Genomic DNA, 23,134 nt, shown 5'->3' on the forward strand with positions numbered 1-23,134 from the left:
AATCCGACGATAGATATGGCGAAGATACAAATTAAATCTGAGAGGCTCACTCCTTTTGGAGGATTATTTTCGGGTCATGGAGCAATTTGACTCCACATTATTATCTGTAATCGACTCAACCCTCGGTCTAAGGTGTAGATCATTCCATTTCATGGCACGTTTTCTCGCCATGGCAGAGCTTAAGTAAACTTAGCTCTGCTCATCTGGCTTAACGAAAACCTTCGGTTCCATCAGAAGGACACGCTGAAGAGGTTCTTTGAGAGATTTGAACAGAATGGGCTCACTATCAATCGCTTCAGAGCTGATTGTGGATCATGTTCCGAGGAAATCGTGGAGGAAAGGAACGTTTTCGTTAAGCCAAATGAGCAGAACCGAGCATGCTCGAGTTATGCCATGGCGAGAAAACGAAGCACTACTGTCCACGAAAACCCTTTAACATTTCAAAAAGTAACAAATTGATAGTTACCCATCAAAATTGAGGCAGAGCTGCAGGTTTTTTCCTTCAGTAAATTCTTCCTCTTTCTGTTCAATGAGCAAGTCACACAATGGCATTTTTGTCAACAATGCCGTGCTTAAAATTCTTAGAACATCATAGGTTTGAAGCTTTAGCCCCATACATTCTTGTACGATAACGACAAGACAATATGCAATGATAGCTGCATAGATTTGTATTTTTACAGCATTCTCCGAGGTTCCATAAAACTCTTTGATGCGCAGATGTTGCTTCAGCCATTTGAAGAACAGTTCTACTCTCCATCTGTATTTGTAAAGCATAGCAACCTGTTCCGCTGTAATTTCAAAATTGTTCGTGTAAAATACAAATGTCCTATTACCATCATAGTCATAGAATACCACTCGTCGAAGTTTATTTGGATATTGCTTCTTAGTCTTGTATCCCTTGAAACGTATAATTTGGTCAGCCATAATTCCAGATGAAGGGTTGTTGTATTCTTTATCCTCTATGACCTCAAACGGCATTTTATGCTTCTCTCTCACGACAAAGTAAGCTTCTGCTCCTTCTATTATATAAAGTTTCCTAGTTGCCATATACGCTCTGTCAAATATATAGAAACTCTCTTTCTCATAGGGAATTAGCTCCATCACTTGAGAATCGTGAACTGAAGCGTCTGTAATGACAGAAAATGTCGGAATGTCTGTCTTCACGTCATACAGTTCATGCAATTTCACTCCTCCTTTCCCATGATGCAGTTTAGTCCACCAGTATACAGAAAGGCACAATGATATTGTTGAGGAGTCAAACGCATAGACATTGTTCGATATGAAGAAGTCCTTGACGACTCCTCGTTTCTCTCTTGCTATGGAAACCATCTTGTCTGCAAACTCTTGGAATATCTTGACTTCGCGTATTTCATTGGCCTTGCTCAAATTGCTTCTACTGACATTCTTTCCAAAACCAAGATGGTGGAACGCTGACTTGAACGGAGTGATGGTTACAATAAGGTCTCGTAATCCCTCACGATTAGACAACTGACCAAATAGAAGAACCATCAGATGATTCCAACAAGTGAAACTCTTCACATATTTATTACCTTCATACTTTTTTATCAACCATTTGAAATGGTCTGTCGGCAGAAAGTCGCACAGCTGTGAAAATACGTATCGACCTTTGTTCATAAGTATCTGCTTTCAAATTGTAATTTGTGGCAAAGATACTCTTTTCAAAAGTAGGGAGTCTATTTTATCTCCTACAAGCTTGTATTTATAGGCGTTTCAAGAGATTATTAAAAGATTTTCGTGGACAGTAGTGAAAACGAAGGATGAAATCCAACGTATCTTCGATGATATGAACACTGGTTTCGGGTGGGACAGATTGCCCAAATCTTTCATGGCAGAGAACACAGTGTTCCTTCTTCTTACAACACTTATCCGTAACTTCTACAAGGCCATTATTCAAAGACTTGACGTAAGGCTGGTTGTTTGTTGTCAAAAACAATCATGTTTTTTTTGTTTCAACAACAAATGTATCTTTATTCTGATTTTGTAACAGGCAGAATGCTGGAAACGTTAGGAACAAACATTTTCAGCACCAAGATCCTTTTTTAAGATAAAGTTAGATTAAGACTTTTGCCCTATTGTTATTTTGTAGCAGCAAACCAGTTTCGTGTGTGATTGGCAATCCTTACTAACATCAACATTACTGGAACTTCGACTAACACTCCCACCACGGTAGCCAAGGCAGCCCCGGATTGTAAACCAAACAGAGAAATAGCCACAGCAACCGACAATTCAAAGAAATTACTTGCCCCAATCATTCCGGCAGGTGCAGCAACATCATGGGGTAATTTCCACCATTTCGCCCAACCGTAAGCAACGAAGAATATCAGAACCGTTTGCAACACAAGCGGAACGGCGATCAAGAAGATATGCAGAGGATTGTTCAGTATCGTTTCTCCTTGAAATGAAAACAGGATAATAAGCGTTAATAGCAATCCACCTACCGTATAATTATCAAATTTCTTAACAAATACGTTATTGAAATATTCCACACCTTTGCGGCGGATAACCATTATTCGGGTAATGACCCCGGCAGCAAGTGGTATCACGACAAACAGCCCTACGGATAACAACAGAGTGTCCCACGGGATTGATACGCCGCCAACTCCCAGCAAGAAAGCAACGATAGGGGCAAACGCTACCAATATGATTAAATCGTTCACAGCCACTTGTACCAGTGTATAAGCGGCATCCCCTTTGGTAAGGTAACTCCACACGAACACCATAGCTGTACAAGGTGCAGCCCCCAATAATACCGCCCCGGCTAAATATTCTTCGGCTAATCCAGCAGGTATAAAGGCTTTGAAAACCACATAGAAGAACAAATAGGCTATTCCGAACATGGTAAATGGCTTTATCAGCCAATTTGTAACGCAAGTGACTATTATTCCTTTCGGACGCTTGCCGACATTCTTAACACTTTGAAAATCCACTTTTAGCATCATCGGATAAATCATTAACCAAATCAGGATTGCCACGGGTATAGACACGTTGGCATATTCAAATTTACTTAATGTTTGCGGAATTGCCGGAAGCCATTGTCCCACGGCAATTCCAATAATGATGCACAAGGCAACCCAGATAGTCAGATATTTTTCAAAAAATCCAATTCCTTGTTTCTTTTCCATAATAACAAATATTTAGCTTAATTGTGGTTTTAATACGTTCAGGTAGAAATCATAGAAACGGGCTTTTATTTCATCCCGTACCCGATGAAATTCACTGTTTATAAACTCCGGCGTTCCGGTTGCTTCCGAGGGGTCGTCAAATCCCATGTGCAGTCTCTTTCCGACTTTACCAGTAAACACTGGGCAGCTTTCATTTGCCCCACCGCAGACCGTAATCACATAATCCCATTCCTGCCCTATATATAGGTTTACACTTTTAGGGATATTATGGGCTAAATCTATCCCTATTTCTTCCATAACCTTTACCGCCATCGGATGAACCTTTTCAGCAGGTTTTGTTCCTGCTGAGAAGACATCCAGTTTATTGTCAAATGATTGTAGAAAGCCATGTGCCATTTGGCTGCGGCAGCTATTCCCTGTGCAAAGAATTAAAATCTTCATGTTTTTAATTATTTTTCCAAGCTATTAGGGCAGCATTTCCCTTTGACAATTCTTCTACTTTCTTAATCCAAACCAATTCATTTTGCGCCTTTGCCCGCAAGAATGGATTTTCAGTGTCAGTTAATGACAAGCAAGCATTCACGATCCACCATTTATTATTAATCCCAGCACGTTGTAAATCCATTTGCAAACGTTCGGCTTCAAATACGGGTGTTGCTTCGGGCAGGGTTACAATAACGACTTCTGTTTCCTGCTGGTTTCTCAAACGTGGTAACAGCTTTCTTACGGAAGCGGGAGTGTCGCCATGTGTACGTTGAACTTCTTTATGGTAACTTTCCGTTGCATCCAGCAACAACAAAGTGTGTCCAGTAGGTGCGGTGTCAATTACTACAACTTCATTTTCTGCTTTATCGACAATTTCAGCAAAAGCCCTGAATACTGCAATTTCCTGCGTACACGGTGAACGTAAATCTTCCTCAATATATTCCATATCTTCGGCTGTCATTGTTTCCGCAGCTTTACTGCGAACCTCGTTTTTATAAGCTTCCAACACTTCCGCTTCGTCAATACGGCTTACCGTAATGCCAGCCTGAACAGCAAGGTTATAATTCAGATGATTTGCCGGGTCGGTGGTGGTAAGATGCACCTTTGCGCCCAGTTTTGTTAATTTCAGGGCTATTTCAGTGGCTATAGTGGTTTTTCCCACGCCGCCTTTTCCCATAGTAAAAACAACCCTTTTTCCTGATTGATAGAGGTCGTTTATCAGTTCATCCATCCCTTTGGCATCGGTAATCGGCTGATAGTTCGCATCATTTGTCAAATCATCATTGTAAAGCATCCGGCGGATATTCGCAATATTAGATAAATTGTATGACCGTAAAGGGACATAATAAGACGGATATTCCAGCAGCTCCGCAGGAATCTGTTTCAGGGCATTTTGCTGCCTGTCATATATCTGTTTCGATATGTTATCGGCTTCATCTAATTGCAGCAAAAGCCCGTTGATTACCAATAGCTGGTTTTTAATTCCCAGTAATTGCAATTCATGTGAAGAACGGGCGGCTTCTTTTAATGGTGCGATTTCAGGACGGCTAACCAATACTAAGCGGGTTGCGTTTGCATCCGAAAGTGTTTCAACTGCCTGCTTATAGATACCTTTCCGTTCTTCCAAACCGGATAATTGACCTAAGCAAGATGCACCGTGCGTACTCTCACTAATAAATGTACTCCACGCTGATGGTAGTTGTAACATTCGTAACGTGTGCCCCGTGGGGGCTGTATCAAAGATAATATGGTCGTATTCTTTTGCTTTGTTAGCATCCGTGATAAAATCGGAAAACTGGTTGAAAGCCGCAATTTCTACCGTACAAGATCCTGAAAGTTGTTCTTCCATATTCTGAATTACACTTTCGGGCAGTTGTCCCCAGAAAGGAGCAATAACGCTTTCCCTGTATTCGGCTGCGGCTTGTTCCGGGTCGAGATTAACGACCGTTAAGCCGGGTACTTCTTGAATATCCGTGCCGTGTCCGTTCAGTGTTTGATTAAACACATCTTGCAGGTTTGAAGCCGGGTCTGTACTGATAAGAAGTATTTTCTTTCCATTATCTGCTAAGCCTACCGCAGTAGCACAAGCAATCGAAGTTTTTCCAACACCGCCCTTTCCGGTGAAGAAAAGATACTTCGTTAAATCTATATCTGATAAATTAAATGTTTTCATTTCCATACAATTAGCTGATGAGTACTCATTTTACTGGCATAAAATCCAAATTGATACCCGTCCATTCACTCATTTGTTTGGTGGTAGGATAGGTTTTTGAAACGGCGATTTCACCGTCCACTAAAGTAATAGGCAGTGCATCCGCCCCATGTTTTTGCAGATGCTCGTTTACAGTCTTATTACTTACATATACTTGCGGTTCGTCACGTAAATTGTGACGGGTAACGATGATACCATGTTTTTTCAATGTTTCAACAACAACCGCAATACGCATTAATTCAGGGTCAATATTTGTTCCACAAAGACCCGTGGGGCAACACATTGCCGGGTCGAAAATTTCTATCTTTTTCATACTGTTTTTTTGTTTAAAGTGATACTCCATGTTTATAGATAAAAGACTACTACATAATAAATTCCTACCGCAATAAAGAGGATGGCAACTATTTTACGAAACCATTTCTCGAATATTTGCATCCGGTTATAAAACTTACCCAGTCCGGCAACACTGTACGCTAAAATCCATGCAACAAGGATTACGGGTAATCCCGTAGCAATAGCGTAAATAACAGGTAAGAGATACCCACCCGTTTCCGCTGCTGACATAGGCATAAGCATACCGAAATAAAATACTCCACTAGTAGGACAAAAAGCAAGGGCGAATAACATACCCAATAGCATAGCCCCCCAACCGCCTTTAGTCCTCTTTTTCAAACTTTCACCGCCGATATTGATTTTCGGTAGATTGAGTTTTATTCCATCGAGCATATATATTCCAATGATGATTAACGCAGGAGCAATCAGCATTTCCCCGTACTTGCTTACGGCTTTTTGAACCATAAACATACTTGCTCCCTCACGGAGAACAGGGATAAGAATAAAGCCAAGAACCGTATAGCTTACTGCTCTGCCGAAAGTATAAAGCAATCCGTTTATAAATATCCGGTGATGGTTTTCTATGTCCTTACTAATAAATCCTATTGCCGTTATGTTGGTCGCTAACGGACATGGACTGACCGCCGTTAAGATCCCCAATATAAAAGCTGTAATAGCAGGAATAGAACTGTTATCTAATAGCGATTGAAGAAAATCCATCTTACAACTGTTTTAACAATTCGTCAATCTTGCTTTTAATTCCCTCTTTAAACTTGTCCGGTGCATTTTTCGCATTGGAAAAACCAAACTCGGTCAGGTTGTTTACATTCTCTTTGCCATCTTTCCAGGCGTTTACAAACAAAGACGACCATGTAACTTCGTACTTGTCTGCAATCGCTTCATTTTCTTTCTTTGAAATATCTATCACTTTATAGATAATTTTACCGTCTGCCTTTTCTTCTGAATAAAGGCTATCCAAAAGGGCAATTGTATTTGCTTCTATCGCCCGACAAGTGATACACCGTTGCGCTCCATGAAAATATAGAACCTCTATGCGGTTAGACTGTATTTCTTCCGCTTGATTTTCTCCGGTCTTTTTCTTTGCACCGTTACCACAGGAAACTAAGACCAACGTTGCAATCAGTAGATAAAATAATTTTCTCATAGTTCATTTTTATTTGGTTATCAACTCTTTCACTTCTGCAAGGGATAACTTTTTCCCGGCTGATACGACTTTCTCGTCAATCACCAAAGCCGGAAGCCGTAAAATGTTATACTCCATGATTTTCAATAAATCTTCTTCTTTGATAAGGGTTGCATCGCAACCTAATTCTGAAATAGCTTGTTTGGTAGTTTCGTACAAGGCTTTACAGCTTGAACACCCAGTTCCTAATACTTTAATTTCCATTGTCATTATACTTTAATGTTAATATAATAATTGTAGTTCGTAGAACTACGAACAATTATTCCAAAAAAAAGTACTGCTATTCACAGCACGATGTACTTTTACATTTACAGTCTCCTAAAAAAGCTGCAAACAATTTTCGGGCAAGTTCCCAGTTCTCCCGGTTTATACAATACCGGACTTTGGGCGTTTCTATCTCCCCTTGAATTAAGCCAGCATCTTTCAATTCTTTCAAATGCTGCGAAACGGTTGCTTTGGCAATGGGCAGTTCTTCGTGAATGTCACCGAAGAAGCAACTCTCTTGTTTTGCCAAGAAAGCAAGAATAGCCATCCGTGCCGGATGTCCCATTGCTTTGGCAAACCGAGCAATCTGTTCCTGATCTGTTGTGTACTGTTTCTTTTTCACTCCAATTCTCCTTTCTTCTTTGTTGTTCGCAAAAGTACGAACAATATTTTTAATATCCAAATTTTGTGGCATATTTTTTTCGGATAGGTGCAAGTATATATCTAGTCGACTCTCAAAAAGGCGACATCGCATTCTTCATATAGACCTGCGTGATGAATTGGTTTTGAAAATTTAAATTCAGCCTCTACAGCACCATATAATCATTCTTTCAAAAAGGTACAAAAGAAGCCACATGGTTCTTTTGAAGTTGAATGCGGCAGCCGCAAACATGACATTCAAAGTACGTCCGGCTGGTGAGGCGAGTAGATCTTAAATTAATCTGCAAGGGTTGGCTTCCGTCCAATTATACCAATACCAACTGTTGCTGGTAGCTTTTTCATGGTCCCTTGAATTAGATTTCTTACAAATCCGCTACGAAGATAGGCAGGGAAGTGGATTGTTCCCTTTGAACCAGAAACTATAGTTAGGCCAATATAGTAATCTTTTCCTTTATGTAATGCTATTGATGATGTTGTTTCAATATTAATTTCAGAATTCTTATTCAAAGGAGATAGGTTGAAATAAATAGGTTTGGAAATGATAGGGGAAAATTTTCCTTTTGAAAATTCATAGACAACAAGTCGAAGCGTGCAATGTTCATAGGTGCATTTCTTTATCTTCAAGTTGAAGCTATCAATAATAAAATTATCATGGACAGTAAATTTGGGTCCTATTTCATATTTGCCTGTTGGAGCATTGCCGAAAGCAACATCGCCAGGTAGTTTCATTCCTTTTCGAAGAATCGCTGTAGGCGTAGTCTTTCGGGCTACAACCAAAGCCTCACCAAGTTTATAGACTTCGTCTTCCAATGATATGTCAACGATTCCACCTTTATATATAGAATACGGTGTTACTTTCTTTTTATAACCAATATGTGTACAAGTCATATCACCCTTGATACCGATTGGAAGTTCGAGGGAAAACTCTCCGTTTCTATCTGTTAAAGTGAAGATACTATCCACACATACCGTTACATATTCTACACCTATGTTATTTTTGTCTTTTACAACACCTTTAAGCTTAGTCTGCCCATTAGCGCCACAAACACTAACAACAACAAATAAATACAAACAGATTATTTTATTCATTTTGGATTTTCCGTATGGAAATCGTGAATCAGTCCAACAAAGTAGAGGCCCTCACCCTACTCAATGTTTCGGGAGTCATCTGTAAATAGTTGGCAATATAGGTCAGCGGAGCGCGCAAGACTACTTGGGGAGACAATTTGCACATCCGCTTGTATCTATTCTGTGCTGACTCGAATCTGATTAAGTCGGCATGAACCTGCGAGATAATCAAACTTTCTTCTAATATCTTTCGATACATCATTTGAATATTGACATGATGCAGAGATATCAGCTCCAACTTATCTTTGGGCATGGCATAAACAACAGAAGCCTCAAGTGCTTCTATTTGTAGGTGGCTGGGCTGCTCTTTGAACAAACTCTCAATACACATAAAGATGGTGTGATCTTCGCCTAAATGTTCTGTTAATTCTTTGTCGTTCTTGAAATAAAACTGACGTATCAATCCCTTGTCGAGATAATAAATATTGCGACACACTTCTCCCTCACGGAGAATCATTTCACCTTTCGCAAATTTCATGGGAACGAGAATGCTTTCAAGTGCATCCAACTCCTCGTGTGTCATCGTACTGTATCTACGTGCCAATTCCCTTGCAATATCACGAGGTGTATTAACAGGTTCTTTCATTTGTCTGGTATTGAAAAGTTAGTAATTTTTAGTTTGCCTAAAACATTAATCTAGTTTCAGCACAGCAAGGAACGCTTTCTGCGGAACTTCTACATTTCCAATCTGTTTCATGCGTTTCTTTCCTTTCTTTTGCTTCTCCAACAATTTACGTTTTCTGCTCACGTCGCCACCGTAACATTTAGCGGTTACATCCTTACGGACGCATTTCACGGTTTCCCTGGCGACGATTTTCCCTCCGATGGCGGCTTGAATGGCTATGTCGAATTGCTGTCTTGGTATCAAGTCTTTGAGTTTTTCGCACATCCTTCTACCCAAACTCACAGCATTGTCCTGATGCGTCAGGGTAGACAGCGCATCCACAGGCTCTCCATTGAGCAAGATGTCGAGCTTGGCCAACTTTGAGGGTCGGAACGAGTCTACATGATAATCGAACGATGCATAACCCTTTGAGATGGATTTCAACTTATCGTAGAAATCGATGACAATTTCTCCTAACGGTATCATAAAATGCAATTCCACGCGATTTCCAGAGATGAACTCCTGCTTAACCAGCTCGCCTCTCTTCTCCAAACAGAGCGTCATGATGGGGCCAATGTAGTTGGCATCCGTAATAATAGTAGCTCGAATATAAGGCTCTTCAATATGTTCAATCATCGTTGCTTCTGGCAAACCAGACGGATTATGAACTTCCTTCGATTCTCCGTGTTTGTCGTAAACCATATAAGATACGTTGGGCACGGTAGTGATGACCTCCATGTTGAACTCTCTATCCAAACGTTCTTGCACGATTTCCATGTGCAAGAGTCCTAAGAATCCACATCTGAAGCCAAAACCAAGTGCCACAGACGATTCAGGAGAGAACGACAATGAGGCGTCATTGAGTTGAAGCTTTTCAAGAGATGTTCGCAAGTTTTCGTAGTCATTAGGGTCGATGGGATAAACACCCGCAAACACCATTGGCTTCACCTCCTGGAAACCAGCAATAGCCTTTTCGCAGGGACGGTTTACATGGGTGATGGTATCTCCCACTTTCACCTCCTTCGCATCTTTTATGCCGCTGATGATATAGCCTACTTCTCCGGTTTTCATTTCTCGCCGGGGAACCATATTCATCTTAAGAATGCCAATTTCATCGGCATCATATTCCATTCCCGTGTTATAAAACTTTACCTTATCGCCCTGCTTGATGCATCCATTTTCTATTTTAAAATAGGCGATGATACCACGAAAGCTGTTAAAAACAGAGTCGAAAATTAATGCCTGAAGTGGAGCTTTCTCATCCCCCACAGGATGTGGAACGCGTTGCACCACAGCATCTAATATATCGCTAACACCTTCACCTGTCTTACCAGATGCGCGAATAATATCAGAACGGTCACACCCTATCAATTCTACGATTTCATCTTCAACCTCTTCTGGCATGGCAGAAGGCATGTCAATCTTGTTGATGACAGGGATAATCTCGAGGTCATGCTCGATGGCCATATATAGATTAGAGATGGTCTGCGCTTGCACACCTTGCGTAGCGTCGACAACCAGCAAAGCACCCTCGCATGCAGCTATGCTCCTACTTACCTCATAAGAAAAGTCAACGTGCCCCGGAGTATCAATCAAATTTAATATATAATTATGTCCCTCATATTGATATTCCATTTGGATAGCGTGGCTTTTAATCGTGATGCCGCGTTCTTTTTCCAAATCCATGCTATCAAGCATTTGTCCACCAGTCACTTGAACTGTTTTAGTATATTCCAGTAATCGATCTGCCAAGGTTGATTTTCCATGATCAATATGGGCAATGATGCAAAAGTTTCTTATTTGATCCATCAGATATTTTCGTTATAGTATCAAAGATTGTACTACCGCTATGAAGGAAGTTCAATCGTTAGTTTAAAAGAGTGAAATCAATCCTTTTGTTAGTAAATAGTGCCATGAATTTCATTATGTTCGTCAAATTGACTCAAAGGCCTCCAATCTTATGCAAAGATAACTATTTAAAACCATATATCAACGAACGAAATGATAAAATTAGTAAAAACTTTGTATCTTTGCAGTGGATAGAATCCGCCCAAACATAACTGAAAAAACTAGCTTTTCACTCGGCACATACGAGCTTCGAAATGCTTATAATGTAAGAATACATGAAAAAATTATTCATCGCTATTTTATTGATTCCCATGCTGTCTTCATGTCATGAGAGTCTGGAAGACAGATGCGCAAGGGAAGCCAAGGAATATACAGATAAATACTGCCCTACCCCAGTTGTTAATGGTACGAGAACAGACAGTGTGACCTTTCAAAAAGACACCAAGACCTACACTTACCACTGTTCATTTGTTGGTGAATTGGACAATGCGCAAATTGTAGCACAGAACAGGGATAAAATACACCAACTCATGGTGAAGGAGATTAAGGACAATACAAGTATTAAGAAACTAAAAGAAGCAAAATATAATTTTGCCTACATAGTGCATTCAGATAAAGAACCACAGAAAATATTGTATCAGCAAACAATACGCACAAAGGATTATCAGTAAATTCTATCAGATTTCTAAAGACAGCATCCCCACCTGAAAATGAAATAACACATTGACTGAAAAATTATGATCTATACAGTAGTATAGCATTTTTACAGTGCTTTTATACTACCAGCTACCCATGGTGTTATCTTTTTTACATAGCTTCGTAACCTGCTTGCAACATGAGCTGTGTACTTTTGCAAGCAAAAATTGTAAGATTGTAGTTATAATTAAAACAAAAAGTTATTTATGGGTAAAAGGAGAAGTTTAGCAACACTACTTTTAGCTGGTTCTTTGATAATTCCAGTTAACAGAGGCTTTGCCAATGCAAGTGAATTTCGTGAATCAATACAAAGTAGGCAAGTTTCCAACAAAAAGGACATGACCATCCAGTGTATTGTTTCCGATCAATTAGGTGCCATCACTGGTGCTACAGTTTCAATAGAGGGAACAGATGTTGGTGCCATTACTAATATGGAGGGAATAGCCACCTTACAGCATGTTCCTATTGGATCCACAATAGTTATTTCATATATAGGTTTTATAACAAAAAAAATAACAGTAAAACAAGGAGTTGAATCCTACTCCGTTAAGCTGGAAGAAGATTCAAAAAACCTTAACGAAGTGGTTGTTATAGGATATGGAACCCAGAAGAAGGCTAATCTGACAGGAGCAGTTGATCAGGTGTCATCTGAGGTTTTTAAAGGCAGACCAACAGCCAATGTGACACAGATGCTGGAGGGTGTAGTACCAAACCTGAACATTAGTCTGGCTGATGGTAAGCCTGGACGCAGCTCTGCTTTCAATATTCGTGGGACGGGTTCAATTAATGGTGGCAGCGCCTTGGTCCTAATCGATGGCGTGGAAGGAGACCCCTCATTGTTGAATCCAGATGACATTGAAAACGTCTCAGTGCTAAAGGATGCGGCAGCATCGGCCATCTATGGTGCACGAGCTCCTTATGGTGTGGTATTAATTACCACAAAGAATCCTCAGAAAGGTACTGCTAAAATCAATTATTCGTCGAATTACTCCATACAGAGACCCACAAATGTCCCTGATGTTGTCTCAGACGGCTACACATGGGCCGAACACTTTCATATGGCCTATTATAACTTCAATTCTTCTAATCCATCAGGTATCAATAAGACGCAACAATTCTCCACAGCATGGCTGGAAGAATACAAACGGCGCCATGATAGTGGCAATTTCGGAACAGTAGTTTCTGATGGAAGTATTGGCACAAAAGGTAGATATGTGTATTACCCTGAAGGAGTAGATATGTACGATATCCTTTATAAAGATCACGTATTTAGCCAAAGTCAGAATCTATCTATTTCAGGAAGCGATAACAAATTCGACTACTATCTATCAGGACGTTTCTTTTCATACGATGGACTTTTTGATAGCAAAAAACAGACAGATAAATACAAGTCGTACAACATGCGATTTAAAGCTGGTTACCAAATAACCAACTGGTTGAAAGTGAATAATAATTTCGAATTCTCCAATAATAATTATTACAATCCTATCACTTACTCAGAAGGAAATGGAGTGATATGGCGCAACATCGCTGACGAAGGGCATCCATCTTCCCCCATATTTAATCCAGACGGTACGCTGACATATTGTGCCGTATATGGCGTGGGAGATTTGCTATATGGACAGAGTGGTATCAATAATAAGAAAGATGAATATAAAAATACTACATCGTTCATTGCCACTTTCCTTAACAACAAAATTCGTCTTAATGGAGACTTTACATTCAAAAAGAATTCTCTGGAGCGTACAACCAAGCAAGTTCGCACACCTTACGCTAAATCTGTCAACAATGACAACACAAGCAAAATAGAATATATAGCAGGAATTCGCTCTAACATAGCAGAAACCGTACGCAACACCAGATATTTAGCCACGAACATTTATGCAGAGTATGAAGAAACGTTCAACGAACTTCATTATTTCAAGGGCATGGTAGGCTGGAACTATGAGAAAGAAAACGCTAAACAGATTTTTTCATATAACGATGATTTGCTAACAGACGAAGTGGAAAACATTAATTTGGCCATGGGCACTGATAATAAGAACATAACTTCGTCATGGAATGCATACCAATTTGCTGGAGCATTCTTCCGATTCAACTATTCATACGACAACCGTTATCTATTTGAGGTAAACGGTCGGTATGAAGGCTCGTCAAGATTTCCTGAAAACCATCGTTGGGCATTTTTCCCATCAGCATCCATGGGATGGAGACTATCTGAAGAACACTTCTGGAAAGTCAACCCAAACGTGATGTCTAATGTTAAGTTAAGAGGTTCATACGGACAACTGGGAAATGCAGCTGGATTAAACAATTACCAATACATCCAAACAATGGGCGTGTCTACGTCTGGATATATTCTTGACGGACTTCGACGCCGCTACACATCCAGCCCAGCAGCAATGCCCGATGACCTAACTTGGGAAACAGCTACTACCTACAACTTTGGTATTGACATGAACTTCATAAACAATAGATTGATGTTCAACGCCGACTACTATGTGCGCAAAACTACAGACATGATTGTTGCGGGACCTACTGTACCAGATGTGTTCGGAGCTTCTTCCCCAAAAGGTAATTATGCAGATCTTACAACACGAGGTTATGAAATAGCCATTGCATGGAGAGATGGATTTCAATTGGGTGGCAAACGATTCAACTATGGGATAAAGGCTACATTGTCTGACTACTATTCGGTCATTGACAAATATAATAATGCCACAAAATCGCTGAGCACAAGAGCCAATCAGTCACTCGCAGGAAACTATTATGAAGGTATGCGTATTGGAGAGTTGTGGGGATTCGAATCGAACGGACTATGGCAAAACCAAGAGGAAATTGACGCTGCAAATGCTGCTGCCATTGCTGCAGGACAAAAATATTACAATCCACTGATGCAGACTTCCAAATCATACAAACTGTATCCTGGTGACATCAAGTTCGAAGATCGCAACGGAAATGGATACATTGACCGAGGAAAGAATACGGTCGATGATCCAGGAGACCGATTCATTATTGGCAATGAGGAACCACGCTACATCTACAGTTTTACTCTATCTGCTGACTGGAATAACATTTGGATTAATGCATTTTTCCAAGGTGTAGGTCAACAAGACTGGTATCCTTCAAACGAGGCCTCGGTGTTCTGGGGACAATATAACCGCCCATATAATCAAATGCCTAAATGGCATGAGAATAATTATTGGACAGAAGAAAATCCAAATGCGTTCTTGCCCCGCTATGCTGGTTACTACGCTCCCTTCCATGGAGGACACAACAACGCTAATACACGATATCTGATGGATGTCTCATACCTGAGATTAAAGAGCTTGCAGATTGGATACAACCTTCCACAGCAATGGCTTAGCAAAACAAAATTCATCAGACAAGCCAGTGTCTTTTTCTGTGGAGAGAACCTTTTTACATGGTCACCGCTTTATAAATACACAAAAGACGTTAACGTTTCCAACATTGGAAGCTCAGATATTGATTTGAACTCGGGAAGCGGAGATGGCTATAACTACCCGATGATGTCCACATACAGCATTGGACTAAACATCACATTCTAACAAATCCACAACTATATACAAAGAACTTCAGATATGAAAAAAAAATTTTTATGCCTCTCGATATTGGGAATTTTCCTCTTATCATCTTGTGACATGAACGAAGAGCCACAATCTTCCGCATCGGTTAACATGGTGTTTTCTTCCGCAAAAGGACTTGAAACCTACGCATACTCATTCTATAATGACTTACCAAACTACTCCAGTGCATTCAAGCAAGATGCAACGAGCGATTACAGCGCAAAAAACCAAATTGGCGGCATGGAAGTCGGCGCTTATACCACCAACTCATCCAGCAGCTGGTCATGGGGAGCTTTACGGAATATCAACTTCTTTTTAGAAAACAATACCAACCCAGCTGTCAGTGAGAATATCAGAAACCATTATAATGGAATTGCTCGACTGTTTCGTGCCAGATTCTATTTTAACAAGTTAGTGAGTTATGGTGAGGTGCCATGGATACAAAAGGTTTTTAACAACAGTGAAGATCCTGACCTTTTTAATTCGCAAGACACGCGTGATGTCATTATTGAACACATACTTAACGATCTCGACTACGCATATAACTATATTAATAAGGTGGATGCTACCAAAAACTCAACAACTGTGAACAAGTGGACGGCTGCGTCCTTCAAGTCACGAGTTTGCTTATTCGAAGCAGCTTGGCGAAAATACCATGCAACAGACGAACTCGATATTGCTCGCACAGGTTGTACGAAATATTCACCAAAACAGCTCTATCTACTCGCCGCTGAAGCAGCCAAAGAGGTGATTGACAAAGGGCCGTATAAAATATATACAGGTACAAGTTATACAAATGGGCGCGGTTCTTATAGACAGCTGTTTATTGCCGACAATGCTGTGACAACAGAAGTAATGCTGGCCATAGCTACAGACAAAGTATTGCAGATGGGAGAACAAAATTGGTGGTTCAACTCTTCCACGTATGGTCCTCACTTATGCATGTCAAGAAAATTTGCTAAGACTTACCTCAACCGAGACGGTAGTCCCTATCGTGAGACAAAAAATGATGGCAGTTTCAAGACATTTGTAGAAGAAACAACTAATCGTGATCTGCGATTAAATCAAACCATCCGTGGTTATGACTTCACCCGCATGGACCCTACTGGCAATTATGTTCCTACGGCAGCCAATTTCTCAGGACATTCTCTAACAGGTTACCAATACACCAAATATACGATGGACGACGTATCTTACGATGATGCACGCACCAACGACAACGACATTCCACTGATGCGGTTTGCCGAGGTTCTGCTCAACTATGCCGAAGCCAAAGCAGAACTTAACACTTTGACTGATGAAGACTGGGCAAAAACGATAGGAGTTCTTAGAATGCGTGCTGGCATTACTGGAGGCACCCCAACAACAGGAACGTTAACTGCGAAACCTACATCGCCTGAACCTTACATCGCTGCATATTATCCTGATGTAAATGATGCTACCATCCTTGAAATACGTCGTGAGCGTGCCATTGAACTTTGTTTGGAAGGTTTTAGAATGAACGATTTAAAACGATGGAACTGTGCACATCTGTGGGCTGATGATCCTTGGGAAGGTGTATACATACCTGCCTTAAACACCCCTCTCGACATGAATGGCGATGGGGAGGCTGATGTATATTTTTATCAGACCGATAAAATCGATGATGCCAAATATGCACCGATTGGAGTATATGTTGGTACGAAGAAGAACAATGTTCTCAACGTGGTTCAGGCAGGTTCAGGCTATCTGCTCAAATACAACATCAAAGGACGTGATTGGCCCGCTCGCCAATACCTTTACCCGATCCCAGAGGTCGTCATACAGAAAAATAATAATCTCCATCAAAACCCAGGATGGTAGAAATTAAAATATTAAAGAAACTAGATTACAATTATGAGAAATAGATATTTCATCTTAATTCTTGCTGTTTTTCTGAGCTGCACTACCCTTAGCTTTGCTCAAAAAGGACAAGAATCCAAAGCATACATCAATGTTGCAACATTTAACCTACGGATGGACACTAAGTCAGACGGAGCTAACCAGTGGTCAAAGCGAAAAGAGTTAGGCAAATCACTGATTCGCTTTCATGAGTTTGATATTTTTGGAACACAAGAAGGATTCAAACACATGCTGGTCCAAATTGCCGAATTAAAACAATATGCCTGGATTGGTGAGGGACGAGATGGAGGTGACGAGGGCGAACACTCTGCCATTTTCTATCGAAAAGATAGATTTGATCTCCTCGACTCGGGAAATTTCTGGTATTCGGAAATTCCAGAGAAAGTTGGATTAGGGTGGGATGTTACATGCTGTAACCGAATCTGTTCGTGGGGAAAATTCCGGGAGAAAATTTCAGGAAAAATATTCTTTCTATTTAACTCACATTTTGACCATCAAGGAGTAATAGCGCGAAGAGAATCAGCTCGATTGTTGCTGCAAAAAATGGGTCAGTCGTAAAACCCAGTTGCAACCCTCTCCCCCTCATGCACATAATTTCATAAGCCTATAAAGGAAGAAAGGAATATCCGTTACTCCCCTGAACTGTGCCCTGAAGGCTTTGACTTTTGCGTTGAAGGATTCAGCATTGGCATTTGTGGCTCTGTTGACAAAGAAATTGAGTATGGTATCATAATGGTTCTTAAAGGTGTCAATTACCGTATAGAAATTATCCACGCCCAACTTCTCTACCTCGTTAAACCACTTAGCCAGTTTCAATCTTGCAGCGTCCTTGATGCTTCTGGCATTATAAATATCGGTAAGTTCCATGGCCAGGTCATAGGCTTTTTTGAGTTCCGGGTAGTTTTCAAAGATTATTTCAGCCCTTAGCCTTTGCGATTCTGTCCACTTTGACTTGTGTTTAGTCAGTATAAACTTCGCCCTGGCAAGCAGTTGCTTGCGTGTGTCACCGTTGCTGTATCTGAATGGCCTGTAGGTTTCGTTCTTGGCTTTGGCTTCCTTCATCTCCTCATTTTCTCTGTCCCTTGCCATCCACCTGTAGGCTATGCGCATGTCGTCCAAAGCGTCATAGTAAAGCTTCTGCACATGAAACCTGTCATTGGTGATGAGTGCCTTGGGGAACACCGTGCGCGCAATGATCATCATAGAGGAAGACAAGTCGAGCGTTATCTCCTTGACAGTCTTTCTTTTGGAAAGGTCAATCTTTTCCAGAACACGAATCACATCTTCGGCTTTTGTTCCCCTGACCACAGCTACCAGCGTACCCCTGCCACCTTTGCCAGCCTTGTTGGTCAGAAACGTATAGACCTCACCGCTGCTCAGACAAGTCTCATCGATACTCAGGCTCTCTCCCAGGTTCTCATCAAACAGCAGCCAGTCTCCCGCATGCGACAACTGCTCCCACTGGCGATAATCGCTGAAATGCTCCTTGTATTGGGTGGAAAGCTGCTTGCCGTCTACGCCATAGTGAGAGCCGATACCTGTAATGCTCTCCGCAGTAGACTCAATTCTATTCTTTTAAAAAAGAAACGAACTCAGGGGAAAGTTTGCTGCCCTCAGTTGTCAAGTCATCGTAAGAATAACTGAATATCTCACCCGTGGAACTGTCACGCCATTTTCGACGGCGGACATGAAGGTAAACGGGCTTGCCACGAAGGGGAAAGTCATGGACAACCCGTTCGGCGGTAAAGCCGTAACTGCTTACCGTGCCGGACTTGCGGTCAACCTCTTCCATAAAGTTACGCTCATCCAACCAGAAGTCTATCTGGGAAATACTCTCTTGGATATCTATCACATCAAAATAATCTGCGAGTATCTCTGGAAAGATACAACGCAACAATTGCTCGGTCTTCATGATGCAAAGATAACAAATACTTATGAAATTATGTGCATGAGAGGGAGAGGGTTGCAACTGGGTTTTACGACTGACCCCAAAAAATCAAATCCATCGCAGGAACCAATGCAACGGTCATTATCACTGGCGATTTCAATGCAACGCCTGAAAGCGAACCCATTAGAATATTGCTAAATGACGGTCTGCTTCTCGATTCATACAAAATATCAATACAGCCACCTTATGGAACTTACGGCACATCAAATGGATGGAAAATCAGAGAAAAAGGTAAAGATCAGCGTATTGACCATATCTTTGTTACGAAAGATGTAAGCATACAAAAGTATGGTGTTATAAATGACATGCCATACGGTCAGTTTCCATCAGATCACTATCCGGTAATGGTCAAGGCAGGAATTTAAAGAATTTTCAGGATTTAGTCCTCTACTCAATTCAGCAAGTTCTTGCAGCTTTAAGAAACTAAATCCAATGTTAGCGACAGCTATTATATAGGAGATAAGCACTAACCATAAGTGTTAGGAGTTTATCTCCTTTTATTTTCGTGTATGCCGGTCATGTCATGACTAAATAAGAATGCGCCAAACTTGACGCACTCTCTATAACATGTTCCTGTTATTCAGGTTTCATATTGGTGTAAACAGTTTGCACATCGTCAAACTCTTCAAGACGCTCTACCATTTTATCAATTGTTTCACGTTCTTCGGGAGCAACGTCTTTCAAATCGTTCGGGATGTATGTAAACTCAGCTCCTGTCACTTCAAAACCGTCCGTTTCCAGATGTTTTTGAATTTCACCGAAGCTCGTGGGGGCACCATAGATGGTTATTTCGTTTTCTTCCTCATCTTCATCATATTCATCTTCCACACCATAATCTATGAGGTCGAGAATCAGTTCGTCCATATCCAAGCCATCTTTCTTCTTAAAGGTGAATACGGCTTTATGGTCAAAGAGGAATGCCAGTGAACCACTTGTTCCCAAGTTGCCATTAAACTTATTGAATACAGACCGCACATCACCAACGGTTCGGGTGGTATTGTCCGTCAAAGTATCTACCAAGATAGCCACTCCATGAGGACCATACCCTTCGTAAGTAACCGATTTGTAGTCGCTTTGATCTTTCCCCATTGCGTTCTTAATGGCACGATCAACATTGTCTTTCGGCATGTTTTCGCGCTTGGCATTGGCTATGAGGGCGCGCAAAGCGGGATTGTTTTCAGGATCTGGTCCTCCGGCTTTTACTGCAATTGCAATTTGTTTACCTATTTTCGTGAATGTACGAGCCATGTGGCCCCATCTTTTCAGTTTCGTTGCTTTACGATACTCAAATGCTCTTCCCATTGGAATAAAAATATTTAATCCTCTTCATTGAAGAGGTTTAGGACGAAGAACTTTCGCGCCTAAATGTTGATTATTTAATGATATATGAACGTTTATATTCACAAAACCATGGCAACCGAATCATCGAAGTTCGGCACCAAGCTTTTCTGTGAGATTCTTAATAAGTTTCTGCATGATTCCGTCAATCTGCTTGTCATTCAATGTTTTTTGTTCATCTTGCAGAATAAAATTGACGGCATAGCTCTTCTTGCCTTCAGGTAGATTCTTGCCTTCGTAAACATCAAAGAGTTCAACGCGCTTCAGTAACTTCTTTTCTGTCTGGAAGGCTATCTTTTCTATTTGCTCGAATTCTGTTTGCTTATCTATCAACAGGGCCAAATCGCGACTAACGGCTGGATACTTAGACAACTCTTTATACTCAACCTTATTCTTACGAGTTAATTTCATAAGTGCCGTCCAGTTGATTTCAGCAAAATAAACTTCACCAGCTACATCAACCTGCTTTAGCAACTTTTTACAAACAACACCCAATTCAGCGATGTTTTTTCCTCCTCGATTCATGATGCTCAAACCATGAGAGAAGATGTTATTCTCACTTTTTTCTGTTACCAACATGCCAGAAGGCACGCCTAACCGGGCAAAAATATTTTGAACATAGGCTTTCAGTTCGTCAAATGAACTGGACTCATCTGCATGTGCCCAACTTCCTTCCACACGTTTACCAGTAACCCATAGTCCTAAATGATAAGCTTGCTGATATGCCTTAATCGGATCTTCCTCATTCGCTCGCTCTGCTACATATTGGTAACAGTTACCAAACTCAAAGAAGCGCAAGTTTGTTTGCTTACGGTTCACATTGCGCATGATGCTTTCAAGGCCTCCAAACAATAGCGTCTGGCGCATCACACCCAGATCGGTACTCAAAGGATTCATGATCTTTACGGTTGCCTCCTCTGGGTAACGGTTCAAATCATGATAATAAGACGTCTTGGTAAGCGAATTGTTCAGAATTTCATGAAAACCACATCCAACCAACTGTTCACCAACCAAGTTTTCCAAATGGGCTGCTCTATCCTCATCACCCTGTATGGTCAACGAACTCTTGAGCTGCGTTGGAATTTCAACGTTGTTATAACCATAGATACGCAGGATATCCTCTACGACGTCACAGGGGCGCTGAACGTCAACTCGGTATGCGGGGACAGACAATTCAAGACCTTCTTGATTCTCGCTCTTGATTTCCATTTCCAGGCTTTCCAAGATACTCTTCATCATTTCTGGCTCTATCTTTTTACCAATGAGACCGTTCACATAATCGTATGAAAGTGACACTTGGGCGTTTTCAATAGGTGTAGGATACACATCTTTAATCTGCATGCTAACCTTACCTCCCGCGAGCTGCTGACACAATATCGCAGCCTGCTTCAATGCGTATATCGTGCCATTAGGATCGATGCCGCGTTCAAAGCGATAGCTTGCATCCGTACTCAAACCATGCCGGCGTGCGCTCTTGCGAATCCAGGTTGGGTGGAAATAGGCACTCTCCAAAACAACATTGCGTGTTGTTTCATAGGTACCACTACCCTTTCCACCGAAGATTCCGGCAATACACATCGGGTGTTCTGCATTGCAAATGCTTAAGTCGTGTTCACCCAAAGTATGCTCTTCACCATCGAGGGTCACAAACTTGGTCCCCTCTGGCTGTGTTCTCACCACGATTTGATGACCTTCAACCATGTCTGCATCAAAACAATGCATGGGCTGTCCGTAGGCCATCATCACATAATTTGTGATGTCAACGATGTTATTGACGGGTCGCAAGCCGATTACTCTCAGCTTGTTCTGCAACCACTCCGGACTTTCTTTCACCTCACAATCCGTGAGTGAGAGACAGGCATAACGCTTGCAGGCCTCTGTATTCTCAATCTTGACATCAATGGGCAAGTCTTCATTATCTACCTTAAATTCATCACAAGACGGACGATGCAGACTGGTTTGATACCCATTTTGCTTCAACCATGCATACAAATCACGAGCTACACCGTAATGAGACAAAGCATCAGCCCGATTGGCTGTGATGTCTATTTCGATAATCCAATCGCTCTCAAGGTTATAATATTCTGCAGCAGGCTGGCCAACAGGAGCATCTTCTGGCAACACAATGATACCCTCATGTGACGTACCAACACCAATTTCGTCTTCGGCGCAAATCATTCCGAATGAGTCTACGCCCCGTAATTTGCTCTTCTTGATGGTAAACGAATCATCACCATCATATAAAATACAGCCAAGGTCGGCTACGATGACTTTCTGCCCAGCAGCCACATTGGGGGCGCCACATACAATCTGCTGAGGCTCTCCCTTCCCTAAGTCTACTGTCGTGATATGGAGGTGATTGGAGTTGGGGTGCATTTCACAGGTCAACACCTGCCCAACATAAAGTCCTTTTAATCCTCCCTTGACGGTTTGAACTTCTTCCAAGGCATCCACTTCTAGCCCTGTAGAAGTTAAGGCTTGCGCAACTTCCTGCGGAGTCAAGTCGAAATCGACATATTCTTTAAGCCATTTATATGAAATATTCATTAGATAGATGAATTTTAAGTGTATTCGTAAAGCAT

The 23,134-nt window shown here is 41.2% G+C and carries 21 protein-coding genes and 2 pseudogenes; 7 read left to right on the forward strand and 16 right to left on the reverse strand.

Annotated features, from left to right (window positions below):
- Positions 1-15: 15 nt before the first annotated feature.
- A pseudogene (locus tag NQ518_RS04065) lies at positions 16-339 on the forward strand (hypothetical protein); the annotation flags it as partial.
- A 123-nt stretch (positions 340-462) separates the two neighbouring features.
- Here the strand turns inward: NQ518_RS04065 and NQ518_RS04070 are convergent.
- On the reverse strand, positions 463-1,635 hold the full coding sequence (locus NQ518_RS04070; RefSeq protein ID WP_227208630.1) for an IS4 family transposase: 1,173 nt from the start codon (positions 1,633-1,635) through the stop codon (positions 463-465).
- A 151-nt stretch (positions 1,636-1,786) separates the two neighbouring features.
- Here NQ518_RS04070 and NQ518_RS13580 point away from each other — a divergent pair.
- A pseudogene (locus NQ518_RS13580) lies at positions 1,787-1,930 on the forward strand (IS1380 family transposase); the annotation flags it as partial.
- A 166-nt stretch (positions 1,931-2,096) separates the two neighbouring features.
- Here the strand turns inward: NQ518_RS13580 and arsB are convergent.
- The 11 genes from arsB to lepA all read right to left on the reverse strand — a co-directional run bounded on the left by arsB (position 2,097) and on the right by lepA (position 11,063).
- Positions 2,097-3,143 carry an ACR3 family arsenite efflux transporter gene (arsB, locus tag NQ518_RS04080; protein WP_227208612.1) on the reverse strand — a complete coding sequence of 349 codons (1,047 nt, stop codon included), beginning with the start codon at positions 3,141-3,143 and terminating at the stop codon, positions 2,097-2,099.
- Positions 3,144-3,155: 12 nt separating this feature from the next.
- Positions 3,156-3,584: an arsenate reductase ArsC gene (locus NQ518_RS04085; RefSeq protein ID WP_227208416.1), complete on the reverse strand. Its 429-nt coding sequence runs from the start codon at positions 3,582-3,584 to the stop codon at positions 3,156-3,158.
- Positions 3,585-3,588: 4 nt separating this feature from the next.
- A complete protein-coding gene (arsA, locus tag NQ518_RS04090; RefSeq protein ID WP_227208431.1) occupies positions 3,589-5,301 on the reverse strand; it encodes an arsenical pump-driving ATPase in 1,713 nt (570 codons plus the stop codon).
- A gap of 25 nt (positions 5,302-5,326) precedes the next feature.
- Positions 5,327-5,653, reverse strand: coding sequence for an arsenite efflux transporter metallochaperone ArsD (arsD, locus tag NQ518_RS04095; protein WP_227960798.1), 327 nt, complete (start codon positions 5,651-5,653; stop codon positions 5,327-5,329).
- A gap of 32 nt (positions 5,654-5,685) precedes the next feature.
- Positions 5,686-6,393 (reverse strand): aromatic aminobenezylarsenical efflux permease ArsG family transporter, encoded by a 708-nt coding sequence (locus tag NQ518_RS04100; RefSeq protein WP_227960796.1) that lies wholly within the window; start codon positions 6,391-6,393, stop codon positions 5,686-5,688.
- A gap of 1 nt (position 6,394) precedes the next feature.
- Entirely contained in the window at positions 6,395-6,838 is a 444-nt protein-coding gene (locus NQ518_RS04105) for a nitrophenyl compound nitroreductase subunit ArsF family protein (RefSeq protein ID WP_227960794.1), read from the reverse strand.
- A gap of 9 nt (positions 6,839-6,847) precedes the next feature.
- Entirely contained in the window at positions 6,848-7,081 is a 234-nt protein-coding gene (locus tag NQ518_RS04110) for a thioredoxin family protein (RefSeq protein ID WP_227208422.1), read from the reverse strand.
- A gap of 76 nt (positions 7,082-7,157) precedes the next feature.
- A complete protein-coding gene (locus tag NQ518_RS04115) occupies positions 7,158-7,484 on the reverse strand; it encodes an ArsR/SmtB family transcription factor (RefSeq protein ID WP_227208433.1) in 327 nt (108 codons plus the stop codon).
- Positions 7,485-7,798: 314 nt separating this feature from the next.
- Positions 7,799-8,611 carry a hypothetical protein gene (locus NQ518_RS04120; RefSeq protein WP_227960792.1) on the reverse strand — a complete coding sequence of 271 codons (813 nt, stop codon included), beginning with the start codon at positions 8,609-8,611 and terminating at the stop codon, positions 7,799-7,801.
- A 28-nt stretch (positions 8,612-8,639) separates the two neighbouring features.
- Entirely contained in the window at positions 8,640-9,236 is a 597-nt protein-coding gene (locus NQ518_RS04125) for a Crp/Fnr family transcriptional regulator (RefSeq protein ID WP_227208426.1), read from the reverse strand.
- A 45-nt stretch (positions 9,237-9,281) separates the two neighbouring features.
- Positions 9,282-11,063 carry a translation elongation factor 4 gene (gene lepA / locus NQ518_RS04130; RefSeq protein WP_227208428.1) on the reverse strand — a complete coding sequence of 594 codons (1,782 nt, stop codon included), beginning with the start codon at positions 11,061-11,063 and terminating at the stop codon, positions 9,282-9,284.
- Positions 11,064-11,377: 314 nt separating this feature from the next.
- On the opposite strand from lepA, the gene NQ518_RS04135 reads away from it, so the two are divergent.
- The 4 genes from NQ518_RS04135 to NQ518_RS04150 all read left to right on the forward strand — a co-directional run bounded on the left by NQ518_RS04135 (position 11,378) and on the right by NQ518_RS04150 (position 17,824).
- A complete protein-coding gene (locus tag NQ518_RS04135; RefSeq protein WP_004350031.1) occupies positions 11,378-11,773 on the forward strand; it encodes a cupredoxin domain-containing protein in 396 nt (131 codons plus the stop codon).
- 363 nt (positions 11,774-12,136) lie between these two features.
- Positions 12,137-15,367, forward strand: a complete 3,231-nt coding sequence (locus tag NQ518_RS04140; RefSeq protein WP_227208065.1) for a SusC/RagA family TonB-linked outer membrane protein — start codon at positions 12,137-12,139, stop codon at positions 15,365-15,367.
- Positions 15,368-15,400: 33 nt separating this feature from the next.
- The gene (locus tag NQ518_RS04145; protein ID WP_227208063.1) at positions 15,401-17,227 is read left to right on the forward strand and encodes a RagB/SusD family nutrient uptake outer membrane protein; all 1,827 of its coding nucleotides are present in this window, start codon (positions 15,401-15,403) and stop codon (positions 17,225-17,227) included.
- Positions 17,228-17,260: 33 nt separating this feature from the next.
- Positions 17,261-17,824 (forward strand): exonuclease/endonuclease/phosphatase family protein, encoded by a 564-nt coding sequence (locus NQ518_RS04150; RefSeq protein ID WP_227960790.1) that lies wholly within the window; start codon positions 17,261-17,263, stop codon positions 17,822-17,824.
- A gap of 24 nt (positions 17,825-17,848) precedes the next feature.
- On the opposite strand, the gene NQ518_RS04155 is transcribed toward NQ518_RS04150, so the two are convergent.
- Positions 17,849-18,832 carry an ISAon1 family transposase gene (locus tag NQ518_RS04155; protein WP_419471399.1) on the reverse strand — a complete coding sequence of 328 codons (984 nt, stop codon included), beginning with the start codon at positions 18,830-18,832 and terminating at the stop codon, positions 17,849-17,851.
- A 1-nt stretch (position 18,833) separates the two neighbouring features.
- On the reverse strand, positions 18,834-19,178 hold the full coding sequence (locus NQ518_RS04160) for an ISAon1 family transposase N-terminal region protein (protein ID WP_227960382.1): 345 nt from the start codon (positions 19,176-19,178) through the stop codon (positions 18,834-18,836).
- Positions 19,179-19,270: 92 nt separating this feature from the next.
- On the opposite strand from NQ518_RS04160, the gene NQ518_RS04165 reads away from it, so the two are divergent.
- Positions 19,271-19,579: an endonuclease/exonuclease/phosphatase family protein gene (locus tag NQ518_RS04165; RefSeq protein ID WP_227962432.1), complete on the forward strand. Its 309-nt coding sequence runs from the start codon at positions 19,271-19,273 to the stop codon at positions 19,577-19,579.
- Between the two features lie 211 nt (positions 19,580-19,790).
- Here NQ518_RS04165 and NQ518_RS04170 read toward each other — a convergent pair whose 3' ends face one another.
- Both NQ518_RS04170 and pheT read right to left on the reverse strand, forming a co-directional pair.
- The gene (locus tag NQ518_RS04170; RefSeq protein WP_227208059.1) at positions 19,791-20,516 is read right to left on the reverse strand and encodes a YebC/PmpR family DNA-binding transcriptional regulator; all 726 of its coding nucleotides are present in this window, start codon (positions 20,514-20,516) and stop codon (positions 19,791-19,793) included.
- 120 nt (positions 20,517-20,636) lie between these two features.
- Complete coding sequence (pheT, locus tag NQ518_RS04175; protein WP_227960788.1) at positions 20,637-23,099, reverse strand: phenylalanine--tRNA ligase subunit beta; 2,463 nt, start codon at positions 23,097-23,099, stop codon at positions 20,637-20,639.
- Between the last annotated feature and the right edge of the window lie 35 nt (positions 23,100-23,134).

Origin of the sequence: Hoylesella buccalis ATCC 35310, from assembly GCF_025151385.1 — a bacterium.
Lineage (GTDB): Bacteria > Bacteroidota > Bacteroidia > Bacteroidales > Bacteroidaceae > Prevotella > Prevotella buccalis.